This is a genomic window from Brevundimonas sp. NIBR10, assembly GCF_027912515.1.
In the GTDB taxonomy this organism is placed as follows: domain Bacteria; phylum Pseudomonadota; class Alphaproteobacteria; order Caulobacterales; family Caulobacteraceae; genus Brevundimonas.
On the sequence record NZ_CP115464.1, the window covers coordinates 2,538,788 to 2,562,838 of the forward strand.

Below are 24,051 nucleotides of genomic sequence, written 5' to 3' on the forward strand. Positions count from 1 at the left end.
GGTTTGCGCCGAGAGACTCAAGGACCATCAAGGAGCGCTGCGTATGCGCCGCGTCGTCGTTACCGGCCTCGGCCTCGTCACACCCCTGGGCTGTGGCGTCGATCACAATTGGAAGGGTATCGTCGAAGGACGGTCGGGCATCGGCCCGATCACCAACTTCGACACCGAAGGCTATGCCTGCACCATTGCGGGCGAGATCCCCAGCGTGGATGGCCGCGGCGGGGGTGGCCCCGGCGTGCCCGGCAGCTTCGATCCTGACGCGATCATGTCGGCCAAGGACAGGAAGCGCGTCGACGACTTTATCCTGTACGGCATCGCCGCCGCCGACGAGGCCCTGGCCGACGCGGGCTGGAAGCCCGAGAGCGACGAGGACAAGGAACGCACCGGGGTCATGATGGGCTCCGGCATCGGTGGGCTGGGCCCCATCGCCGAGACCTCGCTGATCCTGAGGGACCAAGGCCCGCGCCGCGTCAGCCCCTTCTTCATTCCGTCGTCCCTGATCAACCTGGCCAGCGGCCAGATCTCGATCCGCCACGGCCTCAAGGGCCCGAACCACGCGGTGGTGACCGCGTGCGCGTCCGGCGTACACGCCATCGGCGACGCGGCACGGATGATCATGCTCGACGACGCCGACGTCATGGTCGCGGGCGGGGCCGAGGGGTCGATCGTGCCTCTGGGCATCGCCGGCTTCCTGGCCTGCAAGGCCCTGTGTACCGCCTATAACGACACCCCGGAAAAGGCCTCGCGTCCCTACGATCGCGACCATTCGGGCTTCGTGATGGGGGAGGGGGCCGGGGTCGTCATCCTCGAGGAATACGAACACGCCGTGGCACGGGGCGCGAAGATCTATGCCGAGGTCATCGGCTACGGCATGAGCGGCGACGCCTATCACATCACCGCCCCGTCCGAGGACGGCGACGGGGCCTATCGCGCCATGAAGGCGGCGGTGAAACGGGCCGGGATCGCGGTCGAGGACATCGACTACGTCAACGCCCACGGCACCTCGACCATGGCCGACTGGATCGAGCTGCGCGCCGTCGAGCGGCTGGTCGGCGATCACGCCAAGGACATGGCCATGTCCTCGACCAAGTCCATGACCGGCCACCTGCTGGGGGCGGCCGGGGCCATCGAGGCGGTGTTCAGCATCCTGGCCATCCGCGACCAGATCGCGCCCCCGACCATCAATCTCGACGATCCCGAGTTCGAGACCGCCATCGACCTGGTGCCCCACAAGGGCAAGCCGATGGAGATCGACGTCGCCATGTCCAACTCGTTCGGCTTCGGCGGCACCAACGCCTCGATCATCTTCCGCAAGGTCCGCTAGGTGTTCGGACGTCGGGACGGGATCAAGGGGCCGGCACCGCAACGGCCCCGGTCCCCGGGTCGGGGCAAGCGGTCCGGCGTGGTGGCGGCCCTTCTGGCGGCCTCGGCGACCTTCAGCCTGTTCCTGATCGCCCTGCTGGCCTGGGGCTGGAGCGTCTACTATGCGCCGGGCCCCTCGGCGCGTCAGGGCGACAGCACCATCGTCACCCTGCCCAGCGGCTCGGGCGTCTCGGCCATCGCGGCGCGGCTGAAGAGCGCGGGCGTGATCCGCTCGACCGACATGTTCAAGGCCGCCGCCACCCTGACCGGGGCCGACCGTCGCCTACGCGCGGGCGAATACCGGGTGCCGAACAAGGCTTCGCTGAAGGCCGTCCTGGCCCTGCTCACCGACGGCCGGGTCGTCCGCCATTTCGTGACGATCCCGGAAGGGTGGTCCTCGGCCCAGGCGGTGGACATCCTGAACAAGGAGGCGGTCCTGACCGGTGCCGTCGAGACGGTTCCCGCCGAGGGCAGTCTGTGGCCCGAGACCTATGAGGTCGCGCGCGGCGAGACCCGTGCCTCCGTGGTGCTGCGCATGCAGCGCGCCATGACCGAGAACCTGGCCCGGTTGTGGGCGGCCCGCTCGCCGATGACCGTCGTGACCTCGCCCGAGGAAGCCGTGATCCTGGCCTCCATCGTGGAGAAGGAGACCGGCCTTGCCGCCGAACGCCCGCGCGTAGCCGCCGTGTTCTCGAACCGGATCCGCATCGGCATGCGACTGGAGAGCGATCCGACCATCGTCTACGGCATCACCAGGGGGCGACCGCTGGGGCGCGGCATCCGCCAGTCTGAACTTCAGGCCGACACCGGCTACAACACCTATCTGATCGACGGATTGCCGCCGACGCCGATCGCCAATCCGGGGGTCGATGCCATCCGGGCGGTCCTCAACCCGCCGCGCTCGACCGACCTGTTCTTCGTCGCCGATGGCTCGGGCGGCCACGCCTTTGCCTCCAACTATGAACAGCACCAGCTGAACGTACTCCGCTGGCGCGAGATCGAACGCCGCAAGGCCGGCCTTCCGCCGGGCGCGACACCGCCCGCGGCCCCCGGTGCCCTGGCCCCCGGCACCGCGCCGGAAACACCCGCACCAGCACCGGCCCCGATCACGGGTCAGGCCGTCATCACCATGCAGGCCCCGGGCGCCGTCACGCCCTCGCGAACCGCCCTTCGCCCGGCCCAGCCCGCCACGGCCCCGCGATGAGCGCCATCTCGGGCATGACCGGCTTCGGCCGGGCGGACGGGGCGCTGGACGGCTGGACCTGGTCGGTTGAGGCCCGCTCGGTCAACGGCCGCAATCTGGAGGTCCGGTTTCGCGGGCCCAACGGCTTCGACAATCTCGAACGTCTGGCCAAGGCTGCGGCGCAGGCCCGCCTCAGCCGGGGCCAGGTTACCCTGGGCGTCCAGGCCCGGCGCAGCGATGCCGGTGCCGCCGCCGTTCGCGTCAACGAGGCCGTCCTGGCCCGCTATCTGGAGATTGCCAATGCCCTGGCCGAACAGGGCACGACCCCGCCCTCGGCCGACGGTCTGCTGGCCCTGCGGGGCGTGCTGGACGTGCCCGACGACGACACTGACGACGCCGAGGCCCGCGCGCTCATCGAGGCCGCCATGGCCGCGACGATCGAACATGCGCTGGACGCCCTGAAAATCTCCCGCGAACGCGAGGGCGAACAGCTTACCCCCGTCATCACCGCCTTCATCGACCGCATCGAGTCCCTGACCCAGACCGCCGAGGGCGACGCCTCGGCCCAGACTTTGCACGTCCGTGATCGATTCGCCCGCCGCATGACTGAGCTGGCACCCGATGCACCGGGTCTCGAAGACCGCATCTTTCTCGAAGCCGCCGCCCTGGCCACCAAGGCGGACGTGCGTGAGGAGCTGGATCGGCTGTCGGCCCATGTCGCCTCGGCCCGCCAACTGTTGCTGGAACCCCCCGCCGGCCGCAAACTCGACTTCCTGATGCAGGAGTTCATGCGCGAAGCGAACACCCTGTGCTCGAAATCGGCTACGACGCCGCTCACCGCCGTCGGGCTCGAGCTCAAGGCGACCATCGAGCAACTTCGCGAACAGGTTCAGAATGTCGAATGATCGTACGCCCCGCCGGGGCGTCCTGCTGATCGTGGCCAGCCCCTCGGGCGCGGGCAAGACCAGCCTGTGCCGCCGCCTGATGGCCGACCACGGTGGGCTGGAACTGTCGATCTCGATGACCACGCGCGGCATCCGCCCGGGCGAGGTCGCCGATCGCGACTATCATTTCGTCACGCCCGAAGAGTTTCAGGCCCTGATCGACGCCGACGCCTTCCTGGAATGGGCCGACGTTCACGGCGCCCGCTACGGCTCGCCCCGCGCCCCCATCGACAAGGCCCTGTCCGAGGGCCGCGACGTCCTGTTCGACATCGACTGGCAGGGCGCCCGACAGGTCGCCGAGAAATGCCCGGAGGACGCCGTCCGCGTCTTCATCCTGCCCCCCAGCCTGGCCGAGCTGCGCCGCCGTCTGGTCACCCGCTCGCAGGATGCGGAGGACGTCATCGAACGCCGCATCAAGAACGCCAAGGGCGAGATCGAGCACTGCGACCAGTTCGACTACGTCTTCGTCAACGACGACTTCGACCGCAGCTACGCCGAACTGGCGCACATCTATCACGCCGAACGCAGCGCGCGGTTCAGGAACACCTGGGTCGAGGATTACAGGGACGGCCTGCTGGCCGAAGACGTGTAAGTCTCCTCCCCGTTCCGCAGGAATGGGGAGGTGGCGCGGCCCTTCTTCAGGGCCGTGACGGAGGGGGCGAAACGGTCTTTCCGGTCAACCTCGCCAGGCCCCCACTCCGATCACCGAGTCGCCCCCTCCGTCACGATGCGAAGCCGCATCGCGCCACCTCCCCATCGATGCGCGACAGGGAGGAGAGTGGCCCTGACTAAAGCGACGTATCCATCGGCAGCACCGGCGCTTCCCGCAACAGGACGATCGCGATACGGCGGTTGCCGGCCAGCGACGGATCGTCGGGATACAGCGGATCGGACCCCGCCTTGCCCGCTACGGAATAGACCCGGTCCCCGTCGACGCCCGCCGTCTGCAGGATCTGGCGCGACGCATTGGCCCGCTCGGCCGACAGCGGCCAGTCGGTCGCCACCGAGGCCCGACCTGATCCGGCCACTGCTGAGGTGTGACCCGTGATCGAAATCCGGTTGGGCAGGCGGTTGATGACGGTAGAGATGGCGCGCAGCAGCACCTGGGCGCGGGCGTTAGGCCGGGCCGAGTTCTGTTCGAACATCGAGCGGCCTTCCTGATCGACCAGCTGGATGCGCAGCCCCTCCGGCGTCTGGTCGATGATCATCTGTTTGGACAGCTCGGCCAGTTCCGGCATCCGCTGCATGGCTTGGCGCAGCGATTCGGCGGCGCTCTGGAACTCGGCGGCCTCGCGGCGGGCGATCTCGGCGCGCAGGGCCTCGTCGCTGGCCGAGGCCACGTTCTGGCTCTGGCCGGCGTCAGGCGGGGCGTCCTGCGGAGCCTCGGGTGCCATCTGTTGCAACACCGACATCGAGCCCGAGCTCTTGGCCCCGTCGTCACCCAGGGATGTGCCCCCCAGGATGCCGCCGGACCCCGAGGTCGTCTGGGACACGCTGGCGGGCGCGAAATATTCGGCGATGCCGCGCTTCTGCTCCGGGTCGGTCGTATTGATCAGCCACATCAGCAGGAAGAAGGCCATCATCGCGGTCACGAAGTCGGCATAGGCGACCTTCCAGGCACCCCCGTGGTGGCCGCCGCCGACCACCTTCTTGACCTTCTTGATGATGATCGGGCGATCGCTCGCGGACATTCGGCGGTAGCTCGCTGTTAAGGCTGTTTCGTCATCGCAGCCTGACGTTAAGAAGGCGTTTGCGATGTTTCGCATCGACGCAAAACGGTTCGGAGCTCGCCGATGCTCGCCACGCTCGTCTTCGTTCTGGCCATGCAGGCCGTGGCCCAGATCGATGTCCCGACCCGGCCGCCGACACCGCTGGAACAGATGCCGCACGTGACGGTGATCCCCTATGAAATCCGGGGCGACCTGGCCCCCGGCTTGCGTCGAGCGATGGATGAGCTCGGTCCGATGATGTCGAACGGTGTCCGCGTTCCGGTGCGGACCCAGTGGCGGAATCAGGTCCGCTGGTCCAACGACGCGAACGGCTGCCTGCCGCAGACGGCCCGGATGACCTGGCAGATCGAGACGACCGCCCCTGTGATCGCCGCCGACGCCGAGGCTGGCCCCCGGATGCGCGCGCGCTTCGACCGCTATCGCCAACAACTCGACGCCTTCGAGTACGGACGCGCCCAGCGCATCAACGCAGGCATGGAGGCGACCCTGGCGGCGATGCGCGCGGCCCCGGACTGTGACGCCCTGATCGAGGCGCGCCGGGCGGGCGAGGCGGCGATCGTTCAGGCCAACCGCGACTACGACCTCGCCACCGCACGGGCGCGCCGCAACATGCGGCCGCTGCAATGACGTCGAATTCCTGCCTCCGACGGCTCGCACACGGCCGCGATCCGGGTTAGGTCGGGCGGGTGAGCCTGGAACCCCCGCCCGAACACCCCGCCGCCGATGTGGCCGCCTATCGCCGGGCGCTGGGAGCCTTTGCGACCGGTGTCTGCATCGTCACGGCCGACAGCCCGGCGGGGCCGCTGGGGATCACCATCAACTCCTTCACCTCGGTGTCCCTGACTCCGCGTCTGGTGCTGTGGTGCCTGGACGAGCGTTCCGACCGCTGGCCCGTCTTCGCCGCCGCCGAGACCTTCGCCATCCACATGCTGCCGTCCTCCGACAAGGCCATGGCCGGTCGGTTCGCCAAGGGGGTCTCGGTGCTGGATCCGCACGAGTTCGTCCGCCCCGACGACGGCCCGCCCTGTCTGCCCGAGGCCTTGGCGCGCCTGGAATGCCGGACCCACGACCGCATCCAGATGGGCGACCACCTGGTCATCGTCGGCCGGGTCACCCGGTTCGAGGACTGGGGCGGCGAGGCCCTGACCTATTTCCGGGGCCGCTATGGCGTGGCGACCGAACCGCAGGCCTGAGGGACACGGACATGAAGATCGCATTCGCCGGCCTGGGCGTCATGGGTGGACCCATGGCCCGCCACCTGGTTGCCGCAGGCCATGCCGTCACCGGCTTCAACCGCACCGCCGCCAAGGCCCAGGCCTGGGCCGGGGCCAACGGTGCCGCCTGGGCCCCCACGGTCGCCGAGGCCGCTGCGGGCGTCGACCTGTTCATCCTCTGCGTCGGCAATGACGATGACGTTCGCGCTGTGGTGACCGAGGCCCTGCCGCATCTGGCCCCCGGGGCCGTCATCGTCGATCACACCACGACCTCGGCGACCGTCGCGCGCGACATGGCGGCGCTTGCCGCCGACAGCGGCCGGTCCTTCATCGACGCCCCGGTCTCGGGCGGTCAGGCCGGTGCCGAGAACGGCCAGCTCAGCGTCATGGCAGGCGGCGACGCAGCCGCCCTGGCCCGCGTCGAGCCCGCCGTCATGGCCTATTCCAAGGCGATCAAGCACATGGGCCCCGCAGGCGCGGGTCAACTGACCAAGATGGTCAACCAGATCGCCATCGCCGGTGTCGTCCAGGGTCTGGCCGAGGCCATCCATTTCGCCCAGTCGGCCGGGCTCAACACCGACGCCGTCTATGACGCCGTATCCAAGGGCGCGGCCCAGTCCTGGCAGATGGACAACCGCTGGAAGACCGCCGCTGCCGGCCAGTTCGACTTCGGTTTCGCCGTCGACTGGATGCGCAAGGACCTGGGTTTGGTGCTGGACGAGGCCCGGGCCAACGGCGCGCGTCTGGACATGACCGCCCTCGTCGACGGCTACTATGCCGAGGTCCAGGCCCTGGGCGGCAATCGCTGGGACACTTCCAGCCTCAAGGTGCGACTGGTTCCGTAGCGACCTCTCGCCTCGCCGACACGATCACGATGCGCGGCTCCAGGAACTGCCCGCGCATGAAGCCCTCGCCTTCGGTCGGAGAGGTCGGGGCGACCAGCACGGCGCGCGCGACCTCCATCCCCTCGACCACCCGGCCGAACACCGCATAGCCCAGCGGATCGACCGAGAACGGCCGCCCGGCGTCATAGGAGGGCGTCGCCCCGATCGAGATGAAGAAGTCACCGGTCGCCGTGCCCGGATCGTGGCGTGCCATCGACACGGCTCCATCGACATGGACCAGCCCCGTCTGCGTCGTCGGCTCGTGCGCGATCGGCGGCAGGGTGCGCACCGGGTCGTAGTTGGTCCCGCCCTGGACCAGCCCCATCCCCGGTGCCGACTTCATGGCGCGATAGAAGGTCGCCCCGTCGAACCGGTGCTCGTCGACATAGCGCAGGAAGTTGGCTCCGGTGATCGGTGCCTTGACGTCATTCACCTCGATCACGATCCGCCCGGCCGAGGTCTCCAGCACGACCTGGGGCAGGGCCGGCACCGAGGCCTCCTGCGCCACGACGAGGATCGGCCAGCCCAGCACCGAGATCAGCGCGATGACGAGGGCGGCGACAAACGGGCGTCTGGGCATGGGCTGTTCTCGGGCTTCCATCGGCTGACGTCCGGTTGATCCGGTCCGGCCGACGTGCAGGATAGCCGCGTCGGCGACCGCCCGCGAGTAAAGGACGACCATGCGTATCGTGTTGATGGGGATATTGCTCGCGCTGTGGACCGCCCCGGCCCCCGCCATCGCCCAGACCGCCCAGACCACCCCGACCTGGGCACCCGCTGAGGGCGACTATGTCGGCGGTCCCTTGAACACCACCTCGGGTGCCGTCCTGCCCGAACTGAAGATCCACTACCGCACCCTCGGCGCGCCGATGCGCGACGCCTCGGGCCGGGTGACCAATGCCGTCCTGCTGCTGCACGGCACCGGCGGCACGGGTGCCCAGTTCCTGTCGCCCCAGTTCGCGACCGAGCTGTTCGGCCCCGGCCAGCCGCTGGATACGAACCGCTATTTCATCATCATGCCCGACAATCTCGGTCACGGCCTGTCGTCCAAGCCCAGCGACGGCCTGCGCGCCCGCTTTCCGGAATACGGCTATGCCGACATGGTCGAGGCCCAGCGCCGGATGCTGGTCGAAGGGCTGAAGGTCGATCGGCTGCGGCTGATCCTGGGGACGTCGATGGGCTGTATGCACGCCTTCGTCTGGGGCGAGACCCATCCCGACTTCGCCGACGCCCTGATGCCCCTGGCCTGCCAGCCGACGGCTATCGTCGGTCGCAATCGCCTGTGGCGCACCATGCTCAGGGACGCCATCCGCGCCGATCCGGCCTGGGCGGGCGGGGACTATGTCGAACAGCCGGTCCAGGGCCTGCGCACGGCCGTCGATCTTCTGGTGCTGGCCGGGGGCGCGGTCATGCCCATGCAACAGGATCTGGCGACGAAGGACGCCGTCGACGCCTTCGCCCGCGCCCAGATGGACCGCCGGCTGCCCGCGCTCGACGCCAACGACCTGTGGTACCAGGTCAACGCCTCCTGGGACTACGACCCGTCCGCGAACCTGGAGCGGATCGCCGCACCCGTCATCTGGATCAACTCCGCCGACGACTTCATCAATCCGCCGGAGCTGGGCCTGTCGGAGCAGTTCGCCCCCCGTATCGCCCACGGCCGCTATCGCCTGATCCCCAACAGCGTCGGCGGCAAGGGCCACGGAACCCATACCTGGGCCACCTTCTGGAAGGCCGATCTGGTCGAGCTTCTGGCGCGATCGGAGCCCTGAGGGATCAGCCCGCCGCGGCCAGGGCGGGACTGTGGAGCGACAGCAGGGGCAGGGCCGCGATCGGCCACGACCGCCCCCCGACCGGCTCGCTCTGGATCCGGCAGATGCCCGGACCGGACAGGAAGGCGATCCGCAGTTCGATCGCCAGCTCGCGCTCGGCCCGGAACCGGATGTTGGTCACCCCGGCCGCGATCTTGCGCCGTCGATAGTCGTGACCGTGGCTCGCGAACCGCCTCAGCGCGGCCAGCCGCACGTCGGGCTTCGCCTCCGGCAGCATCAGGGTGACGCTGGTGACCGCCCGCTCGCCCAGTTGCTGGATCTGGAAATCCGGGTCGCGGGTACACAGATCGACCGCGCCGAACGTGGCGTCCAGGGCGCCTGTCACGGTGCTCAGCGCCTGATAGGTCGGGGATCGCGGAACGTCATAGACACTGGCCGACAGCCTGTTTCGCATCTCCGGCGGCAGGATGAAGGCGAGCTCCAGCCAGGCCGCCCGGGCGCTGGGGCGGACGAGGGTAGAGAACGAGATCGGCACGAACAGCTGCGCCGTCACCTGAAAATCCACCAGATATCTCAGGGCCGTCATGACGCAGGCGGCGTCGAACGCCTCGGCGTCATCGGGGCGGTGTTCGTCCCCGTCGACCATGCTGTAATAGGTCGCCGCGCCGACTGGGGTGCAACTCAGCACATCGCCGATGAAGGCCTGGCCCACCGGGAAATAGACGCCCTGTGCCCCGTCCACCGTCGGGCCGAACCCCAGGGCCTCGGCGACCGGCGTGCTGACCGGCGCCTCCGGTACATCGACCAGCGAGCCGTCGGCGGCGATCCGGCGCAATCGCCCCCCGGCCGGAAGCGCGCTCGGGTCCTGCATGGCCGCCAGCACGTCGTCGGCCGAATATCCCGCAAAGGCGTCGATCGCCTCGGCATCGCCTTCGAACAGCATCAGCTTCACGGCATCCTCGACCCCCGTGCCGAACAGCCGCTCCTGCAGTTCCTGCGACAGATGGGCCAGCTCGACGGTGTCCAGGGCCTCGGCCCGGGGATCGGTCAGCTTGTAGGCATAGAAGTTCAGCTGTTCCGACAGCCGGGGAAAGGTCCAGCGGACCTCCAGGAAGATGTTGGCGAATTTGGCGACCAGCGGACCCAGGGCCTCGGCCGGCATTTCCGTCCGGTTTCCGTCCAGCAAGACCCGCAGGCACGCAATCGCCGCCATGTTCCACCTCACGCCACACGGTCTTGTCGCGCGTGGAGGTGAAGATTCGGGAAAGGCCGATCAGCCCGCCAGCAACCGCGCCGCCTTGGGTGCGAAATAGCTGAGCACCCCGGCGCAGCCCGCGCGCTTGAACCCGTGGAGCGTTTCCAGAATGGCGCGGTCCTCGTCCAGCCAGCCTTGGGCGATTGAGGCCTGCATCATCGAATACTCGCCCGACACCTGGTAGGCGAAGGTGGGAACCTTGAACGTGTCCGCCACGATCCGCACAATATCCAGATAGGGCATCCCCGGCTTGACCATGACGGCGTCGGCCCCTTCGGCGATGTCCATGGCGACTTCGCGCAGGGCCTCGTCAGCGTTGGCATAGTCCATCTGATAGGTCTTCTTGTCGCCGCTCAGCATCTTCGCCGACCCCACCGCGTCGCGGTACGGGCCATAGAAGGCCGAGGCGAACTTGGCCGCGTACGACAGGATCATCGTGTCGTGAAACCCGTTGGCCTCGAGCGCCTCGCGGATCGCCTGGACCCGGCCGTCCATCATGTCGGACGGCGCCACGATGTCCGCCCCCGCATGGGCCTGGATGAAGGCCTGTTCGGCCAGCCGCTCCAGGCTGGCATCGTTCAGGATCCGCCCATCCTCGACCACCCCGTCGTGGCCATGGTCGGTATAGCAATCCAGCGCCACGTCGCACATCACGCCGATCTCGGGCACCGCGTCCTTGATCGCCTTGATACAGTCGGGGATCAGGCCGTCGGGGTCCGTCGCGCCCGTGCCGACCGCGTCCTTGGTCGAGGCGTCCACATTGGGAAACAGGGCCACGACCGGAATCCCCAGCGACCGCGCCTCGACCGCGGCCTCCGCGGCGGCCTTGGGCGACAGGCGGAACACCCCCGGCATCGACGGCACGGCGACCCGGTCCTCGGCCCCGTCATGCACGATCAGCGGCCAGATCAGATCGGCCGGCGTCAGCGTCGTCTCCGCCACCAGCCGGCGCACCCAGGGACTGGCGCGCAGCCGGCGGGGACGGGCCATGGGAAAGGCGGCGGGCGGGAAGGGCAGGGTCATGGTGCGCGGCTTAGACCAAGGGGGCGTCGGGTGCAAAATGCCGGTATTCGCTGACAGCCCGACGGAACCATGATCTGTTCGGTGACAACCGGAAGGAAAGACAATGATCAGGACTCCTACGATGCTTGCCTTGGCATTGGGGTTGGCGATGACCGCTTCGGTCGCTGCCGCTCAGGACAGCACCATGGAAGAGATCGTCGTCACCGGCTCACGGGCCATCGAATGGGATCCTGATAATGTGCCGGTCATTCAGTTGGCCCGGCGTGCAGACAATCTAATCGTTCAGATCGCGGCGGTGAACGACACGCGCGAGGCCGCGCAGCGGCGTCAGGAACTGATTGCGAGCCTGCGCAGCATGGCCAGCGCCGCAGAGGGTCGCGCCGACATCGACTTGAGCATTGAGGACGAGGGCACGCTGGTGTCGTTGACAGAAGACATGGTCTCGACTCTCACGCTTGGCGTCGATCCCGGCCGCAGCGACACCAGCCGGGCGATACTGGTCGTCAAAACACCGATCCGTGCTGATGATACATTGGACGCCGCGTCGAAACGGATCGAGGACTTTGTCGAGCAGTCCCGGATGACTGGGCGGACGCTGGTGGCAGTGTCTGGGGACTGGGAGTTGTCGATCATCAACCCGGCCCAGTACCGGACGCCTATCCTGGAACTCATTGCGGCCGATGCACAGACCACGGCGGCAAGATTTGGACCCGGCTATGCGGTGCAGGTCGAGGGCATGTCGAACCGCGTGACTTGGCGACAATCGGGACCGCTCGATCTGTCGATGTTCATCTCGTATGAGTTGACGATCACACCAAAGCCCTAGAGGCGGAGTTGCAGGCTTGGAATGCAATCCTGCGGCTCGACGCCGAACGCGGTGATGCTATCAGCGACCGTGTCTGAGGAGGCCCCATGCCCGAACCCGAAGTCCTGACCCGTATCGAGGGTGCCGTCGGGCGGATCACGCTGAACCGGCCCAGGGCCCTGCACGCCCTGAACCTGGCCATGTGCGAGATCATGACCGAGGCCCTGCTGGCGTGGCGCGACGATCCGGCGGTGGGTTCGGTACTCATCGACCATGCTGGCGAGCGCGGCTTCTGCGCCGGGGGCGACATCCGCATGATCGCAGAAAGCGGGGCAGGGGATGCGTCCGAAGCCAAGGCCTTCTTCAAAACGGAATACCGGCTGAACCATCTGATGTTCCGCTATCCCAAGCCGATCACGGCCATCGTGGACGGCATCGTCATGGGCGGGGGCGTCGGAATCTCGGAACCCGCCGCCGTCCGCATCGCCACCGAACGCACCACCTACGCCATGCCCGAAACGGGCATCGGGCTGTTCCCCGACGTCGGCGGCGGCTGGTTCCTGCCGCGCCTGCCCGGAGAGACCGGCACCTGGCTGGCCCTGACCGGTGCGCGGCTGAAGGCGGCGGATACGGTGGCCCTGGGCATCCACACCCATTTCGTGTCGAGCGAGGGTCTGGCGGCGCTGACCGCCGATCTGCTGGCTGACCCCACCGACCCGACCGCGACAACTGACCGCCACGCCGGCGATGCTGGACCTGCGCCGCTCGCCCCCTACCGCGAGGCCATCGACCGCCTGTTCGCTTTCGACACTGTCGAGGACATCTTCGCGGCGCTCGAGTCGGACGGATCGGACTGGGCCCTGTCCCAACTGGCGACGCTGAAGACCAAGTCGCCCCAGTCTCTGAAGGTGACGCTGAAACAGCTCCGCATTGGCCGAACCCAGACCGACTTCGCCGACACCATGGCCATGGAGTACCGCCTCGGTGGCCGCGTCGTCTCGACCCCCGACTTCCAGGAAGGCGTTCGCGCCGTCATCGTCGACAAGGACAACGCCCCTCAATGGTCCCCGGCCCGGCTGGAAGAGGTCACCGACACCGCCATCGACGCCCTGTTCGCCCCGCTGCCGCCCGGCGAGGAATGGACGCCGCTTTGAGTTCAGATCGGCTTCTCGTGCTGATCGCCTTCTCCCGCATGGGGAGAAGGATATTTCGGCTCGTCTAACGCCTCCAGGTTTCAAACTTCGAGCGTCCAATCCCTTGCCCGGCAAGGGATTGCAGATTTCTGACCCTCTCAAACCCGCCCAGGTCCAAAAGCCGCCTATACTGCCCTTCGTCCCGTCGCGGGGAAGGGCGCAAGGCCTTGCGATCTTGTTGCGACGGGGGTGTGTGGAGCGGGATCGGTACCGGTCGCGTCACGGTCGTAAGCGCCCGTGTCAAGCCGGGATCTAATAAAGGATCTGGCGCAGAGAGTCGGATCGTTCAGGGGACGGGCACGCAAGGCGCCCGCCCTCCCGCCGGGGGCGCGGTAGCGGCAAGGGGCGAATACCCCCGCTGGTTCGTGGCGACACGAGCCGTACAGCTCCTGCGAAAACCACGCACGCGGAGCGTTCGTCTTTCGCCGAAACGGTATTTTCTATCTCTTCTCCGGGCGAAGGCCCGGACGCTCCGCCGGCCCTTCCCATGACTTCAGCGCATCGGCGCGTGAAGGCAAGGAGGCGTGTGTGGAGAGTGATTGGTGGCTGGTAGTTAGCGGCTGCTGGATTTGGCAGCGCGCCCGACCGGCGGCCGTCGTCATGGCGTAGAGGATGCGACAACCACCAACCACCAATCACTACCTTCGGCATTGCATCCTTTCCCGCCTTAAGGCGTAGCTTGTCGGTCGGAACCGATCGGGACATCGCCATGAACACCAAGCTTCTCCTCGCCGCCTGCGCCGTCGGTGCGCTGGCCCTGTCCGGATGCATGGCCGCAGGCATGGAGACCGTGGCCACGGCCGACGAGGCCGCGACCGCCCAGCCGACCGATCCTAATGCCGCCGCCATCGCCGATCCGCTGCGTCCCGAGAGCGAGGTCGCGCGCGATCCGCTGCGTCATCCGGCCGAGATGCTGGCCTTCGCCCAAATCAACGAAGGCGACCGGATCGCCGACATCCGCCCCGAGGAAGGCTATTTCACCCGCCTGTTCGCCCGCGCCGTGGGCGGGGCCGGCCGGGTCTATGCCTTCGTGCCGAACCAGACGGCGGCGCGCGAGAACGCCTTCGGCGATACCCTCGCCGCGGCCTATCCGAACGTGAACCGGATCACCGGCGACCTGAACGTCATGACCTTCCCCGAGCCGCTTGACGTGGTCTTCATGGGCCAGGAATACCACGACTTCGTCATCCCCCGCTTCAACGTGGACGTGGCGAAGATGAATGCCCAGGTGTTCGCCGCGCTCAAGCCCGGCGGCCTCTACGTCATCCTGGACCACCAGGCCGCGCCGGGCGCGGGCACCTCGGTGGTCGGCACCCTGCACCGCATCGAGGGCTCGGCCCTGCGCGCTCAGGTCGAGGCGGCGGGCTTCATCTTCGACGGCGAGACGACGGCGGTGGCCAACCCCTACGATGACCACTCCCTGTCGGTCTTCGACGAGGCCATCCGGGGCAAGAGCGATCAGTTCGTCTATCGTTTCCGGAAGCCCGGGTAACAATCGTCGCCCATCCGACGTAGATTGGGTCAAGGGCGCAGTCAGGCGCCGATGAGGGAGGGTTTCATGCGTCGCTCACTGATCCTGGCCGCGTCGATCGCGGTGCTGGCCGCCGGCATCGGCGGTGCCGTGTCCGCCCAGACCGCCCAGACACCGACGCCCTATGCCGCCGCCCTCGCTGACCCGGCTCGCCCGGCCGAGGACCGTGCCCGCGACGCGGCCCGCCACACCGCCGAAACCCTGGCCTTCGCCCAGGTCGCGCCGGGCCAGAAGATCGCCGACATGATCATCGGCGGCGGCTATTTCACCCGCGTCTTCTCCGCTGCCGTGGGCCCGACCGGTCGTGTGACGGCATGGCAGCCCGCCGAGTTCATCGGTTTTTCCGCCGATTACGGGACCAGCATCACCAAGGTCGATGAGCTCGCCAACGTCGATGCCATCCGTTCGCCGATCGGCGCCCCCGAGTTCCCGGCCGGGCTGGACCTGATCTTCACGGCCCAGAACTATCACGACCTCCATCTGACGCCATTCGGTCCGGGTACGGCGACCAGGGTCAATGCGGCGGCCTTCGCGGCTCTGAAGCCCGGCGGCCTCTATGTCATCGTCGACCACCACGCCGCCGCCGGAACCGCGATAACCCAGGCCAACACCCTGCACCGTATCGACATCGAGTCGGTCAAGGCCGAGGTCCAGGCCGCCGGCTTCGTCCTGGACGGCGAAAGCGACATCCTGGCCAACACCACCGATCCTCTGACGGCAAACGTCTTCGACGAGGCGATCCGGGGCAAGACCAGCCAGTTCATGCTGCGGTTCAGAAAGCCCCGGAGTTAGGGCACCTATCTCACGCAAGACTCTGGTGCTGAGAAGAGAAGCGACATCGGCGAGCGCTGCCAACGTCTATTGATAATCGTTATCAATTAGGGGTTTGCGGCGTTTTGTCCTTGCCGTTTCATGGACAGAAAGCGCCAATCGGCGCAAAGACCCGCCACGTTTTTTGCGCGCGAAAGATCGCTCTCCGAAAGATCGCCCAAGGTGTTCGACTACAAGGCCGCATTCGAATCCGCAGTCGACCAGGTCAAGGGCGAGGGGCGATACCGCGTCTTCGCCGATCTGAAGCGCGTTCGTGGTCAGTTCCCCAGGGCCGTGCGCCGCCGTGACGACGGGACCGAGCAGGACGTCGTCATCTGGTGCTCGAACGACTATCTCGGCATGGGTCAGCATCCGGCGGTGCTCGAGGCCATGCAGGCCGAGATCGACGCCGTGGGTGCCGGTGCCGGCGGCACGCGCAACATCTCGGGCACCACGCGTTCGGCCGTCGATCTGGAAGCCGAGCTGGCCAGCTGGCACCAGAAGGAAGCCGCCCTGCTGATGACCTCGGGCTATGTGGCCAACGAGGCGACGCTGACGACCCTGCAACGCATCCTGCCGGGCCTGATCACCTTCTCCGATTCGCTGAACCACGCCTCTATGATCGCCGGCATCAGGAATGGCGGCGGCGAACGCCACGTCTTCCTGCACAACGACCTCGAACACCTCGAAAGCCTGCTGGCCTCGGCCCCCGCCGATGCGCCCAAGCTGATCGCCTTCGAGAGCGTCTATTCGATGGACGGCGACATCGCCGACCTGAAGGGCACGATCGCGCTGGCGAAAAAGTACGGTGCCATGACCTATCTCGACGAGGTCCATGCGGTCGGCCTGTACGGCGCGACCGGCGCGGGCGTCGCCGAACGCGACGGGGTGCTCGACGGCATCGACATCGTCGAATGCACCCTGGGCAAGGCCATCGGGGTCATGGGCGGATACATCGCCGCCGATGCCGTGATCATCGACGCTGTGCGGTCGTGGGCCTCCGGCTTCATCTTCACGACGTCCCTGCCGCCCGCCCTGACCGCCGGGGCCCTGGCCTCGGTGCGTCACCTGAAGGCCCACCCCGAACTGCGCGTCGCCCATCAGGAGCGCGCCCAGACGCTCAAGGACCGCTTCGCCGCCGCCGGCATCCCGGTCATGCCGAGCGAAAGCCACATCGTCCCGGTCTTCGTCGGCGACCCGGTCCACACCAAGATGATCTCGGACATGCTGCTCGAAGAGTTCGGCGTCTATGTCCAGCCGATCAACTATCCGACCGTCCCCAAGGGCACCGAACGCCTGCGCTTCACCCCCTCGCCGAACCACGACGACGGCATGATGGACGCCCTGGTCAGCGCCATGGACAAGCTCTGGACCCACTGCCACATCGCCCGGATGCCGGCGGCGGCGTGATGGCCGACGACCTCGGCGAGGTCATCGTCGAATCCACCCGCAACGGGACCTATCTGAAGGTCACCGCAGTCCATGTGGCGACCGGCACAGAGGCCACCGCCGTCGGCCCCGCCGTGGAACCCAGGGCCGTCGAACGGCTGGCCATCGCCAAGCTTCAGCGTCTGTTGTCGCGGCCCTGACACTACATGTTGTGGTGGAACCCTGTCGGGCCTAGATAGGCCCTCCGTTTCCGACTGCTTTCAGGACCGCCGCCCGTGACCGCATCCTTCGTCCACGACGCCTATTTCTCGAAGTCGCTGGCCGACGCCGATCCGGATGTCTTCGGCGGCATCCAAGGCGAGCTGGCGCGTCAGCAGGAACAGATCGAGCTGATCGCCTCCGAGAACATCGTCTCCAAGGCTGTGCTGGAGGCGCAGGGGTCGGTCCTGACCAACAAATATGCCGAGGGCTATCCGGGGCGGCGCTATTACGGCGGCTGCGAATACGTCGATATCACCGAGAACCTGGCGCGCGAGCGAGCCAAGGCGCTGTTCGGCTGTGCTTTCGCCAATGTACAACCGCACTCGGGGGCGCAGGCCAACCAGGCGGTGTTCTTCGCCCTGCTGCAACCCGGCGACACTTTTCTGGGCATGGACCTGGCCTGCGGCGGCCACCTGACCCACGGCTCGCCGGCCAACCAGTCGGGCAAGTGGTTCCGGCCCGTGACCTACAAGGTCCGCGAGGACGACAACCTGATCGACTACGACCACGTCGCCGAAATGGCGCTGAAGGAAAAGCCCAAGCTGATCGTGGCGGGTGCCAGCGCCTATAGCCGTCACATCGACTTCAAGCGCTTCCGCGAGATCGCCGACAGCGTCGGGGCCTATCTGTTCGTCGACATGGCCCACTATGCGGGTCTGGTAGCGGGCGGCGCCTATCCCGATCCGCTTCCCCACGCCCATGTCGTGACCACGACGACGCACAAGACCCTGCGGGGTCCACGGGGCGGCATGATCCTGTCCAACGACGTCGAGCTGGGCAAGAAGATCAACTCGGCCGTCTTCCCCGGCCTGCAAGGTGGGCCTCTTGAACACGTCATCGCCGCCAAGGCCGTGGCCTTCGGCGAGGCGCTCAAGCCCGAGTTCAAGCTGTATGCGAAACAGGTCGTCGCCAACGCCCAGGCCCTGTCGGCCGTGCTGATCGAGCGCGGTCTGGCGGTCGTGTCGGGCGGCACCGACAGCCACATCGTCCTGGTCGACCTGCGGCCCAAGAGCGTCACCGGCAAGGCGACTGAGGCTCAGCTCGAACACGCCCTGATGACCTGCAACAAGAACGGCGTGCCGTTCGACACGGCACCCTTCACCGTCACCTCGGGCGTTCGCCTGGGCACGCCGGCCGGCACCACGCGCGGCTTTGGCGTCGAGGAGTTCCAGTCGATCGGTCACTGGATCGCCGACGTCGTCTCCTCGATGAACGGTGGCGACGAGGCCGATCCGGCCGTGATCGCCGAGGTCGCCGGCAAGGTGCGCGAACTGACGCGCCGCTTCCCGATCTACGGATAGGCCGACGATGAAGTGCCCGTTTTGCGGCCATCAGGATACGCAGGTAAAGGACAGCCGACCGTCGGACGACGGCTCGGCCATCCGGCGTCGGCGGTCCTGCCCGCAATGCAGCGGGCGCTTCACGACCTTCGAGCGGGTCCAGTTGCGTGAACTGGTCATCCTGAAACGGAACGGCCGCCGCGCCCCCTTCGACCGCGACAAGCTGGAGCGGTCCTTGTCGGTGGCCCTTCGCAAACGCCCGGTCCAGGCCGAACAGGTCGAGCAGCTGGTCAGCCGCATCACGCGTCAACTCGAAAGCCTCGGCGAAACCGAGATCGCCTCCAGCGTCGTCGGCGATTTCATCATGAAGGCCCTCAAGAGCGTCGATGAGGTCGCCTATGTCCGCTACGCCTCGGTCTACAAGGACTTCAGGCACACGGGGGATTTCGCGCGCTTCCTCGGTGCCGAAGGCCTGGACGAAAGCTGATGTCGGCGCCTGAAACGCGGCCCCGCGTGACCCTCAAGATCGCGACATCCCTGGACGGGCGTATCGGCACCTCCTCGGGCGAGAGCCAGTGGATCACAGGTCCCGAAGCCCGACTGCAGGGCCATCGCTTGCGCAGCCAGAGCGACGCCGTCCTGGTCGGGGTCGAAACCGTGCTCGCCGACGACCCGCGCCTGACCGTCAGGCTGCCTGAGGGCGAGACACCTGGACGCAATCCTTTGAGGGTCGTGCTCGACAGCCGGCTGCGCACGCCTCCGTTCGCCCGGCTGGCGGTGGAAGGCACCCTGATCGTCACGACCCGCGATCCGGCCACGACAGGCCCGATCGGCGCGGCCGAGATCGTCCGGGTCGCAGGCGACGCCCAGAACCGCCCGACGATCGCCGCCGTCATGGCCCTGCTGGCCGAGCGTGGCGTCAAGGAGCTGATGATCGAGGGTGGCGGCCGGGTGGCGGCCTGTTTCGTGACGGCCGGGCTGGTGGACGCCATCGAGTGGTTCCGGGCCCCGATCCTGCTGGGCGGGGACGGTCGACCGGGTGTCGCCGCCCTGTCACTGGCGCGACTGGCCAATGCTCCGAAGTACCGGCGCCTTGCGGTCGAGGCTCTGGGTAACGACCTGTGGGAACGCTACGAAAGGCATTCCTGATGCTGCGCGTCACCCTATCCGAGAACCGGCGACCACTTTTCGGGGCGACGCGGTAATGTTCACGGGCATCGTCACCGATATCGGTCGCGTCCGCGCGGTCCGGCAGACCGAGCGCGACCGGCGCTACGAGATCGATACAGCCTGGGACGTGTCGGGCATCGACCTGGGTGCCTCGATCAGCCACGCGGGTTGCTGCCTCACGGTGGTCGAACGTCTCGACGGTGCCTTCGCGGTCGAGGTCTCGGGCGAGACGCTGGACAAGACGACGCTGGGGCGCTGGGCGGCCGGCGACCGGGTCAATCTGGAGCGCGCCGCCAAGCTCGGTGACGAGATGGGTGGCCATGTCGTGTCGGGCCATGTCGATGGTCTGGGAACCGTGGTTTCGATCGAACGGGTCGGTGGATCGCACAAGGTCGTCGTCGAGGCCCCGGAGCCCCTGCACCGCTACATCGCCGCCAAGGGTTCGATCACCGTCGATGGCGTGTCGCTGACGGTCAATGCCGTGGACGGTTGCCGTTTCGACCTGAACATCATCCCCCACACCTGGGAGGCGACGACCCTGGGTGCCCTGAAGGTCGGTGATCCGGTCAATCTCGAGATCGACATGCTGGCGCGATATCTCGCGCGGTGGCAGGAGACGGCATGATGCAGCTCGCCAGCAATATGAACGACAGCCCGATCAGCCCGATCGAGGACATTCTGGAGGACGCCCGCAACGGCCGTCCCTACATCCTCGTCGACGCCGAAGACCGCGAGAACGAGGGTGATGTCATTATCCCGGCCCAGTTCGCCACCCCGGACCAGATCAACTTCATGGCCCGCCATGCGCGCGGCCTGATCTGCCTGGCCATCACGGCCCAGCGCGCGCGCCAGCTTCGCCTGCCGCCCATGGCTTCCGAGAACCGCGAGAGCATGGCGACCGCCTTCACCGTCTCGATCGAGGCGGCCGAAGGGGTGACGACCGGCATCTCGGCGGCGGACAGGGCGCGAACGGTTCAGGTGGCCTCGGACCCGTCCAAAGGGGCCGATGACATCGTTTCGCCGGGCCACGTCTTTCCGCTGGTGGCGCGCGACGGCGGGGTTCTGGTCCGCACCGGCCATACCGAAGCGGCGGTGGACATCAGCCGCATGGCCGGCCTGACCCCTGCGGGCGTGATCTGCGAGATCATGAACGAGGACGGCACCATGGCCCGGATGCCGGACCTGGTCGCCTTCGCCCAGCTGCACGGGCTGAAGATCGGCACCATCGCCGACCTGATCGCCTATCGCCGCCGCACCGAACGCTATGTCGAGCGGGTCATGGACACGCCGTTCGAAAGCGTCCACGGCGGACCGTTCCGGCTGATGCTGTATCGCGATACCATCGAGGGCGGAGAGCACGTCGCGCTCGTCCATGGTCGCATCGAGCCGGGCAAGCCGGTCGTCGTGCGGATGCACCAGGTCGATTTCGCCGCCGACCTTCTGGGTCATCGCGAGGACCGCCAGAACTATATTCCCTCGGCCCTGAAGGCGATCAGCGGCTCTGCGGAACCGGGCGTCGTGGTCTTCCTGCGCGACCCCTCGCTGCAGAGCCTGGCCGAGCGCCTCGCCGGCGCAGAGAGACCCGCCGTCAGCGACCGCGCCATCAAGGTCTATGGCCTGGGTGCCCAGATCCTTCTGGACCTCGGGGTGCGCGACATGATCGTGATGAGCTCGACCCGCCCCGAACCCACGGCGCTGGAGGGCTACGGCCTGCGCATCGTCGGCTGGCGCGGCATGAACGGAGAAGACCAATCCTGACCGATCCCCCTCGCGTCCTCATCGTCGAGGCGCGCTACTATGACGATCTGGCCGACGCTCTGCTGGACGGGGCGAAGGACGCCCTGCGCGCCCAGGGTGCCGACTTCGACGTCGTGACCGTGCCCGGCGCGCTGGAGGTCCCGACCGCCATCGCCATGGCCGACGAGGCCGGCCGCTTTCCGACCGCACCGCGCTACGACGGCTTCGTCGCCCTGGGCTGCATCATCCGTGGCGAGACCTATCATTTCGAGATCGTCTCGGATCAGTCGGCGGCCGGCCTTATGCAACTGGGGCTGAAGGGTCTGGCCATCGGTAACGGCATCCTGACCACGGAGGACGAGGATCAGGCCTGGGCCCGCGCCCGGATCAGCGAGGGCGACAAGGGCGGCGGGGCGGCCCGCGCCTGCATGGACCTGATTGCGCTGCGCAAGCGGTTGCGCGTAGGGCTCGGCGGATGACCGAACCCAACTCCATTCAGGCCGTGCTGCAACAACTGGCCGAGGCCGAGAAGGCCCGGGCCGAGCCGCAGCTGAGTTCGCGCCAGCGTCGGGCCCGCACCGTCGCGCGTCTGGCCGCCGTTCAGGCCCTGTACCAGATGGAACTGGCCGGGGAGGGGGTCGAGACGGTCATCTCCGAGTTCTCCAACCACCGCTTCGATGCCGACATCGAGGGCGAGCCCCTGGCCGAGGCCGATGAGGAATGGTTCGCCGGGATCGTGCGCGGCGTCATCGCCAACCAGCGCGATATCGATGCCGCCATCAAGGCGCGTCTGGCCTCCAACTGGCGGCTGGAGCGGCTCGACGCGACCCTGCGCGCCCTGTTGCGGTCGGGGGCCTGGGAATTGGCGCACAAGCCGGACGTGCCGCGCGAGATCGTGCTGGACGAGTATGTCGAGCTGGCCAAGGCCTTCTTCGACGAGGCCGAGGCCAAGTTCGTCAACGCCGCCCTTGACGGCGTGGCCCGCGACGTCCGCCCGAAGGCGTAAGCTGCCATGGCCGCGGTCGATGTCGCCGGCGAGTTCGAGACCATCACCCGACTGCTGGCCCCGCTGGCCCATCCGGAGTGGGGCCGGGGGCTGAAGGACGATGTCGCCGTCCTGCCGTCGCGACCCGGCTACGACCTCGTCCTGACCAAGGATGCCATCGTCGAAGGCGTCCATTTCCTGCCCGACGACCCGCTCGACACGGTGGCCCAGAAGCTGCTGCGCGTGAACCTGTCGGATCTGGCCGCCAAGGGGGCGGAGCCGTTCGGCTATCTGCTGGCCTGCCACTGGTCGGAACGCTGCGGCTGGCCAGAGCGGGTCGCCTTTGCAGAAGGACTGGCGCGGGATCAGAAGGCGTTCGGCGTGGCCCTGCTGGGCGGAGACACTGTCGTCACGCCGGGACCGGCCTCGTTCTCGCTGACGATGCTGGGCTGGGCCGCCAAGGGGCGCGTCGTGGGCCGCAATGGAGCCCGTCCTGGCCATCTGGTCTTCGTCACCGGCCAGATCGGCGACGGCTACCTCGGCCTTCAGGCGGCGCGCGGCAATCTGAAGCTTGCGCCCGAGCGGATGACCGCCCTGATCGACCACTACCGTCGGCCCATGCCGCAACTGGCCTTTTCGTCGGTGATCCATGACCTGGCCAGCGCGTCGCTGGACGTCTCGGACGGCCTGGTCGCGGACCTCGGCCACATCGCAGCGGCCAGCGGCGTGGGAATCGAGATCGATCTGGAACTGACGCCCCTGTCCCTTGCCGGCCAGGCCTGGTTCGACAGCCGGGTCGATGAACAGGCGGCACTGGAGCAACTGGTGACCGGCGGCGACGACTATGAGATCGCCTTCACCACTCCGGCCTCGGACGAAGCCCAACTGCGGCGTGAGGCCGAACGGCGGCACGTCCGCCTGACCAGACTGGGCCGGGTTACGGAGGGGCAGGGGGTGACCACGAGGTTCGGGGGCCAGCCGATCACCTTGTCGAAACCGGGCTTCACCCACGGCTAGGCTCGAAACCCAATCCTAACGGCTGAGCTGTAGGGTCCGATCATGCGCCGCAGAGACCTCATCGCCGTCGGAACCGTCGCCCTCGCAGGTGCCGCCGCCACATCCGCCCTGGCCAGCGAAAGCGCCGCCCCGGCCGAGGGCGTGACCCTGAACATCAGCGGGGTCGGCCTGCCGGTCGTCGCCGACGGCCGCCTGCGCAACTACGTCTTCGTCACGGTCAAACTGACCCTGGGTCCGGGTGCCGACGCCACCGCCATGCGGGGCAAGGATCCCTTTTTCCGCGACGCCCTGGTCCGGACCGCCCATCGCGCGCCCTTCACCGTGCCAGGCGACTGGACGAAGCTCAATGAGAACGCGATCAACGCCGCCATGATGGCCATCGCCAATGTGGTGTCGGGTCCCGGTTCGGTCGTGAAGTCCGAAGTCCTGATGCAGACGCCCCGTCGCCGGACCGGAGTGCCCGGAGGGGCCTGAATTTGTTCCGCTTGCGTCATCGCGCCGCATTT

27 protein-coding genes are annotated in these 24,051 nt (G+C 67.6%); 23 read left to right on the plus strand and 4 right to left on the minus strand.

The genetic code is table 11. The features are described from left to right. Positions 1-43 precede the first annotated feature (43 nt). From fabF to gmk, 4 genes are all read left to right on the plus strand, one after another. Positions 44-1,324 carry a beta-ketoacyl-ACP synthase II gene (gene fabF, locus O5K39_RS12420; protein ID WP_271143936.1) on the plus strand — a complete coding sequence of 427 codons (1,281 nt, stop codon included), beginning with the start codon at positions 44-46 and terminating at the stop codon, positions 1,322-1,324. A 93-nt stretch (positions 1,325-1,417) separates the two neighbouring features. After that, positions 1,418-2,566 (plus strand): endolytic transglycosylase MltG, encoded by a 1,149-nt coding sequence (mltG, locus tag O5K39_RS12425; protein WP_348637131.1) that lies wholly within the window; start codon positions 1,418-1,420, stop codon positions 2,564-2,566. Next, entirely contained in the window at positions 2,563-3,450 is an 888-nt protein-coding gene (locus tag O5K39_RS12430; RefSeq protein ID WP_271143938.1) for a YicC/YloC family endoribonuclease, read from the plus strand. Before mltG ends, O5K39_RS12430 begins: the two co-directional genes overlap by 4 nt. After that, positions 3,440-4,081, plus strand: a complete 642-nt coding sequence (gene gmk, locus O5K39_RS12435) for a guanylate kinase (RefSeq protein ID WP_271143939.1) — start codon at positions 3,440-3,442, stop codon at positions 4,079-4,081. The genes O5K39_RS12430 and gmk overlap by 11 nt, the downstream gene beginning before the upstream one ends. Before the next feature lie 196 nt (positions 4,082-4,277). Here gmk and O5K39_RS12440 read toward each other — a convergent pair whose 3' ends face one another. After that, a complete protein-coding gene (locus tag O5K39_RS12440; protein WP_271143940.1) occupies positions 4,278-5,180 on the minus strand; it encodes a flagellar motor protein MotB in 903 nt (300 codons plus the stop codon). A 102-nt stretch (positions 5,181-5,282) separates the two neighbouring features. Between O5K39_RS12440 and O5K39_RS12445 the strand changes: the two genes are divergently transcribed. Genes O5K39_RS12445 through O5K39_RS12455 form a run of 3 tightly spaced genes read left to right on the plus strand, consistent with a single transcriptional unit; the run spans position 5,283 to position 7,278 of the window. Then, complete coding sequence (locus O5K39_RS12445; RefSeq protein ID WP_271143941.1) at positions 5,283-5,846, plus strand: DUF922 domain-containing protein; 564 nt, start codon at positions 5,283-5,285, stop codon at positions 5,844-5,846. Between the two features lie 59 nt (positions 5,847-5,905). Beyond that, positions 5,906-6,412 carry a flavin reductase family protein gene (locus O5K39_RS12450; RefSeq protein ID WP_271143942.1) on the plus strand — a complete coding sequence of 169 codons (507 nt, stop codon included), beginning with the start codon at positions 5,906-5,908 and terminating at the stop codon, positions 6,410-6,412. Between the two features lie 11 nt (positions 6,413-6,423). Then, positions 6,424-7,278 carry an NAD(P)-dependent oxidoreductase gene (locus tag O5K39_RS12455; protein ID WP_271143943.1) on the plus strand — a complete coding sequence of 285 codons (855 nt, stop codon included), beginning with the start codon at positions 6,424-6,426 and terminating at the stop codon, positions 7,276-7,278. On the opposite strand, the gene O5K39_RS12460 is transcribed toward O5K39_RS12455, so the two are convergent. After that, positions 7,256-7,897 (minus strand): peptidylprolyl isomerase, encoded by a 642-nt coding sequence (locus O5K39_RS12460; RefSeq protein ID WP_271143944.1) that lies wholly within the window; start codon positions 7,895-7,897, stop codon positions 7,256-7,258. The genes O5K39_RS12455 and O5K39_RS12460 overlap by 23 nt on opposite strands. Before the next feature lie 100 nt (positions 7,898-7,997). Here O5K39_RS12460 and O5K39_RS12465 point away from each other — a divergent pair, with 100 nt between their 5' ends. Continuing rightward, a complete protein-coding gene (locus O5K39_RS12465; protein WP_271143945.1) occupies positions 7,998-9,089 on the plus strand; it encodes an alpha/beta fold hydrolase in 1,092 nt (363 codons plus the stop codon). A gap of 4 nt (positions 9,090-9,093) precedes the next feature. Here the strand turns inward: O5K39_RS12465 and O5K39_RS12470 are convergent, their stop codons facing one another. Together O5K39_RS12470 and hemB are read right to left on the minus strand one after the other, a co-directional pair. Continuing rightward, a complete protein-coding gene (locus O5K39_RS12470; protein WP_271143946.1) occupies positions 9,094-10,302 on the minus strand; it encodes a hypothetical protein in 1,209 nt (402 codons plus the stop codon). A 60-nt stretch (positions 10,303-10,362) separates the two neighbouring features. Then, entirely contained in the window at positions 10,363-11,367 is a 1,005-nt protein-coding gene (gene hemB / locus O5K39_RS12475) for a porphobilinogen synthase (RefSeq protein ID WP_271143947.1), read from the minus strand. A gap of 121 nt (positions 11,368-11,488) precedes the next feature. On the opposite strand from hemB, the gene O5K39_RS12480 reads away from it, so the two are divergent. From O5K39_RS12480 to O5K39_RS12550, 15 genes are all read left to right on the plus strand, one after another. Next, on the plus strand, positions 11,489-12,193 hold the full coding sequence (locus tag O5K39_RS12480) for a hypothetical protein (RefSeq protein WP_271143948.1): 705 nt from the start codon (positions 11,489-11,491) through the stop codon (positions 12,191-12,193). Positions 12,194-12,279: 86 nt separating this feature from the next. Continuing rightward, positions 12,280-13,326 carry an enoyl-CoA hydratase/isomerase family protein gene (locus O5K39_RS12485; protein WP_271143949.1) on the plus strand — a complete coding sequence of 349 codons (1,047 nt, stop codon included), beginning with the start codon at positions 12,280-12,282 and terminating at the stop codon, positions 13,324-13,326. Between the two features lie 748 nt (positions 13,327-14,074). Next, on the plus strand, positions 14,075-14,857 hold the full coding sequence (locus tag O5K39_RS12490) for a hypothetical protein (protein ID WP_271143950.1): 783 nt from the start codon (positions 14,075-14,077) through the stop codon (positions 14,855-14,857). A 66-nt stretch (positions 14,858-14,923) separates the two neighbouring features. Then, on the plus strand, positions 14,924-15,688 hold the full coding sequence (locus tag O5K39_RS12495) for a methyltransferase (protein WP_271143951.1): 765 nt from the start codon (positions 14,924-14,926) through the stop codon (positions 15,686-15,688). A 201-nt stretch (positions 15,689-15,889) separates the two neighbouring features. Next, on the plus strand, positions 15,890-17,116 hold the full coding sequence (gene hemA / locus O5K39_RS12500; protein WP_271143952.1) for a 5-aminolevulinate synthase: 1,227 nt from the start codon (positions 15,890-15,892) through the stop codon (positions 17,114-17,116). After that, a complete protein-coding gene (locus O5K39_RS12505; protein ID WP_271143953.1) occupies positions 17,116-17,295 on the plus strand; it encodes a hypothetical protein in 180 nt (59 codons plus the stop codon). Before hemA ends, O5K39_RS12505 begins: the two co-directional genes overlap by 1 nt. A gap of 75 nt (positions 17,296-17,370) precedes the next feature. Continuing rightward, entirely contained in the window at positions 17,371-18,657 is a 1,287-nt protein-coding gene (gene glyA, locus O5K39_RS12510; RefSeq protein ID WP_271143954.1) for a serine hydroxymethyltransferase, read from the plus strand. Positions 18,658-18,664: 7 nt separating this feature from the next. Continuing rightward, complete coding sequence (gene nrdR, locus O5K39_RS12515) at positions 18,665-19,123, plus strand: transcriptional regulator NrdR (RefSeq protein WP_271143955.1); 459 nt, start codon at positions 18,665-18,667, stop codon at positions 19,121-19,123. Then, the gene (locus tag O5K39_RS12520) at positions 19,123-19,785 is read left to right on the plus strand and encodes a RibD family protein (protein ID WP_271143956.1); all 663 of its coding nucleotides are present in this window, start codon (positions 19,123-19,125) and stop codon (positions 19,783-19,785) included. Before nrdR ends, O5K39_RS12520 begins: the two co-directional genes overlap by 1 nt. A 55-nt stretch (positions 19,786-19,840) precedes the next feature. Continuing rightward, positions 19,841-20,431 (plus strand): riboflavin synthase, encoded by a 591-nt coding sequence (locus O5K39_RS12525; protein ID WP_271143957.1) that lies wholly within the window; start codon positions 19,841-19,843, stop codon positions 20,429-20,431. Further along, positions 20,428-21,564: a 3,4-dihydroxy-2-butanone-4-phosphate synthase gene (ribB, locus tag O5K39_RS12530; protein ID WP_271143958.1), complete on the plus strand. Its 1,137-nt coding sequence runs from the start codon at positions 20,428-20,430 to the stop codon at positions 21,562-21,564. Before O5K39_RS12525 ends, ribB begins: the two co-directional genes overlap by 4 nt. Further along, a complete protein-coding gene (gene ribH, locus O5K39_RS12535) occupies positions 21,561-22,022 on the plus strand; it encodes a 6,7-dimethyl-8-ribityllumazine synthase (protein WP_271147154.1) in 462 nt (153 codons plus the stop codon). The genes ribB and ribH overlap by 4 nt, the downstream gene beginning before the upstream one ends. Next, the gene (gene nusB / locus O5K39_RS12540; RefSeq protein ID WP_271143959.1) at positions 22,019-22,549 is read left to right on the plus strand and encodes a transcription antitermination factor NusB; all 531 of its coding nucleotides are present in this window, start codon (positions 22,019-22,021) and stop codon (positions 22,547-22,549) included. The genes ribH and nusB overlap by 4 nt, the downstream gene beginning before the upstream one ends. Positions 22,550-22,555: 6 nt before the next feature. Beyond that, complete coding sequence (gene thiL, locus O5K39_RS12545; RefSeq protein ID WP_271143960.1) at positions 22,556-23,545, plus strand: thiamine-phosphate kinase; 990 nt, start codon at positions 22,556-22,558, stop codon at positions 23,543-23,545. A gap of 42 nt (positions 23,546-23,587) precedes the next feature. Then, positions 23,588-24,019 carry a hypothetical protein gene (locus O5K39_RS12550; RefSeq protein WP_271143961.1) on the plus strand — a complete coding sequence of 144 codons (432 nt, stop codon included), beginning with the start codon at positions 23,588-23,590 and terminating at the stop codon, positions 24,017-24,019. Positions 24,020-24,051: the final 32 nt, after the last annotated feature.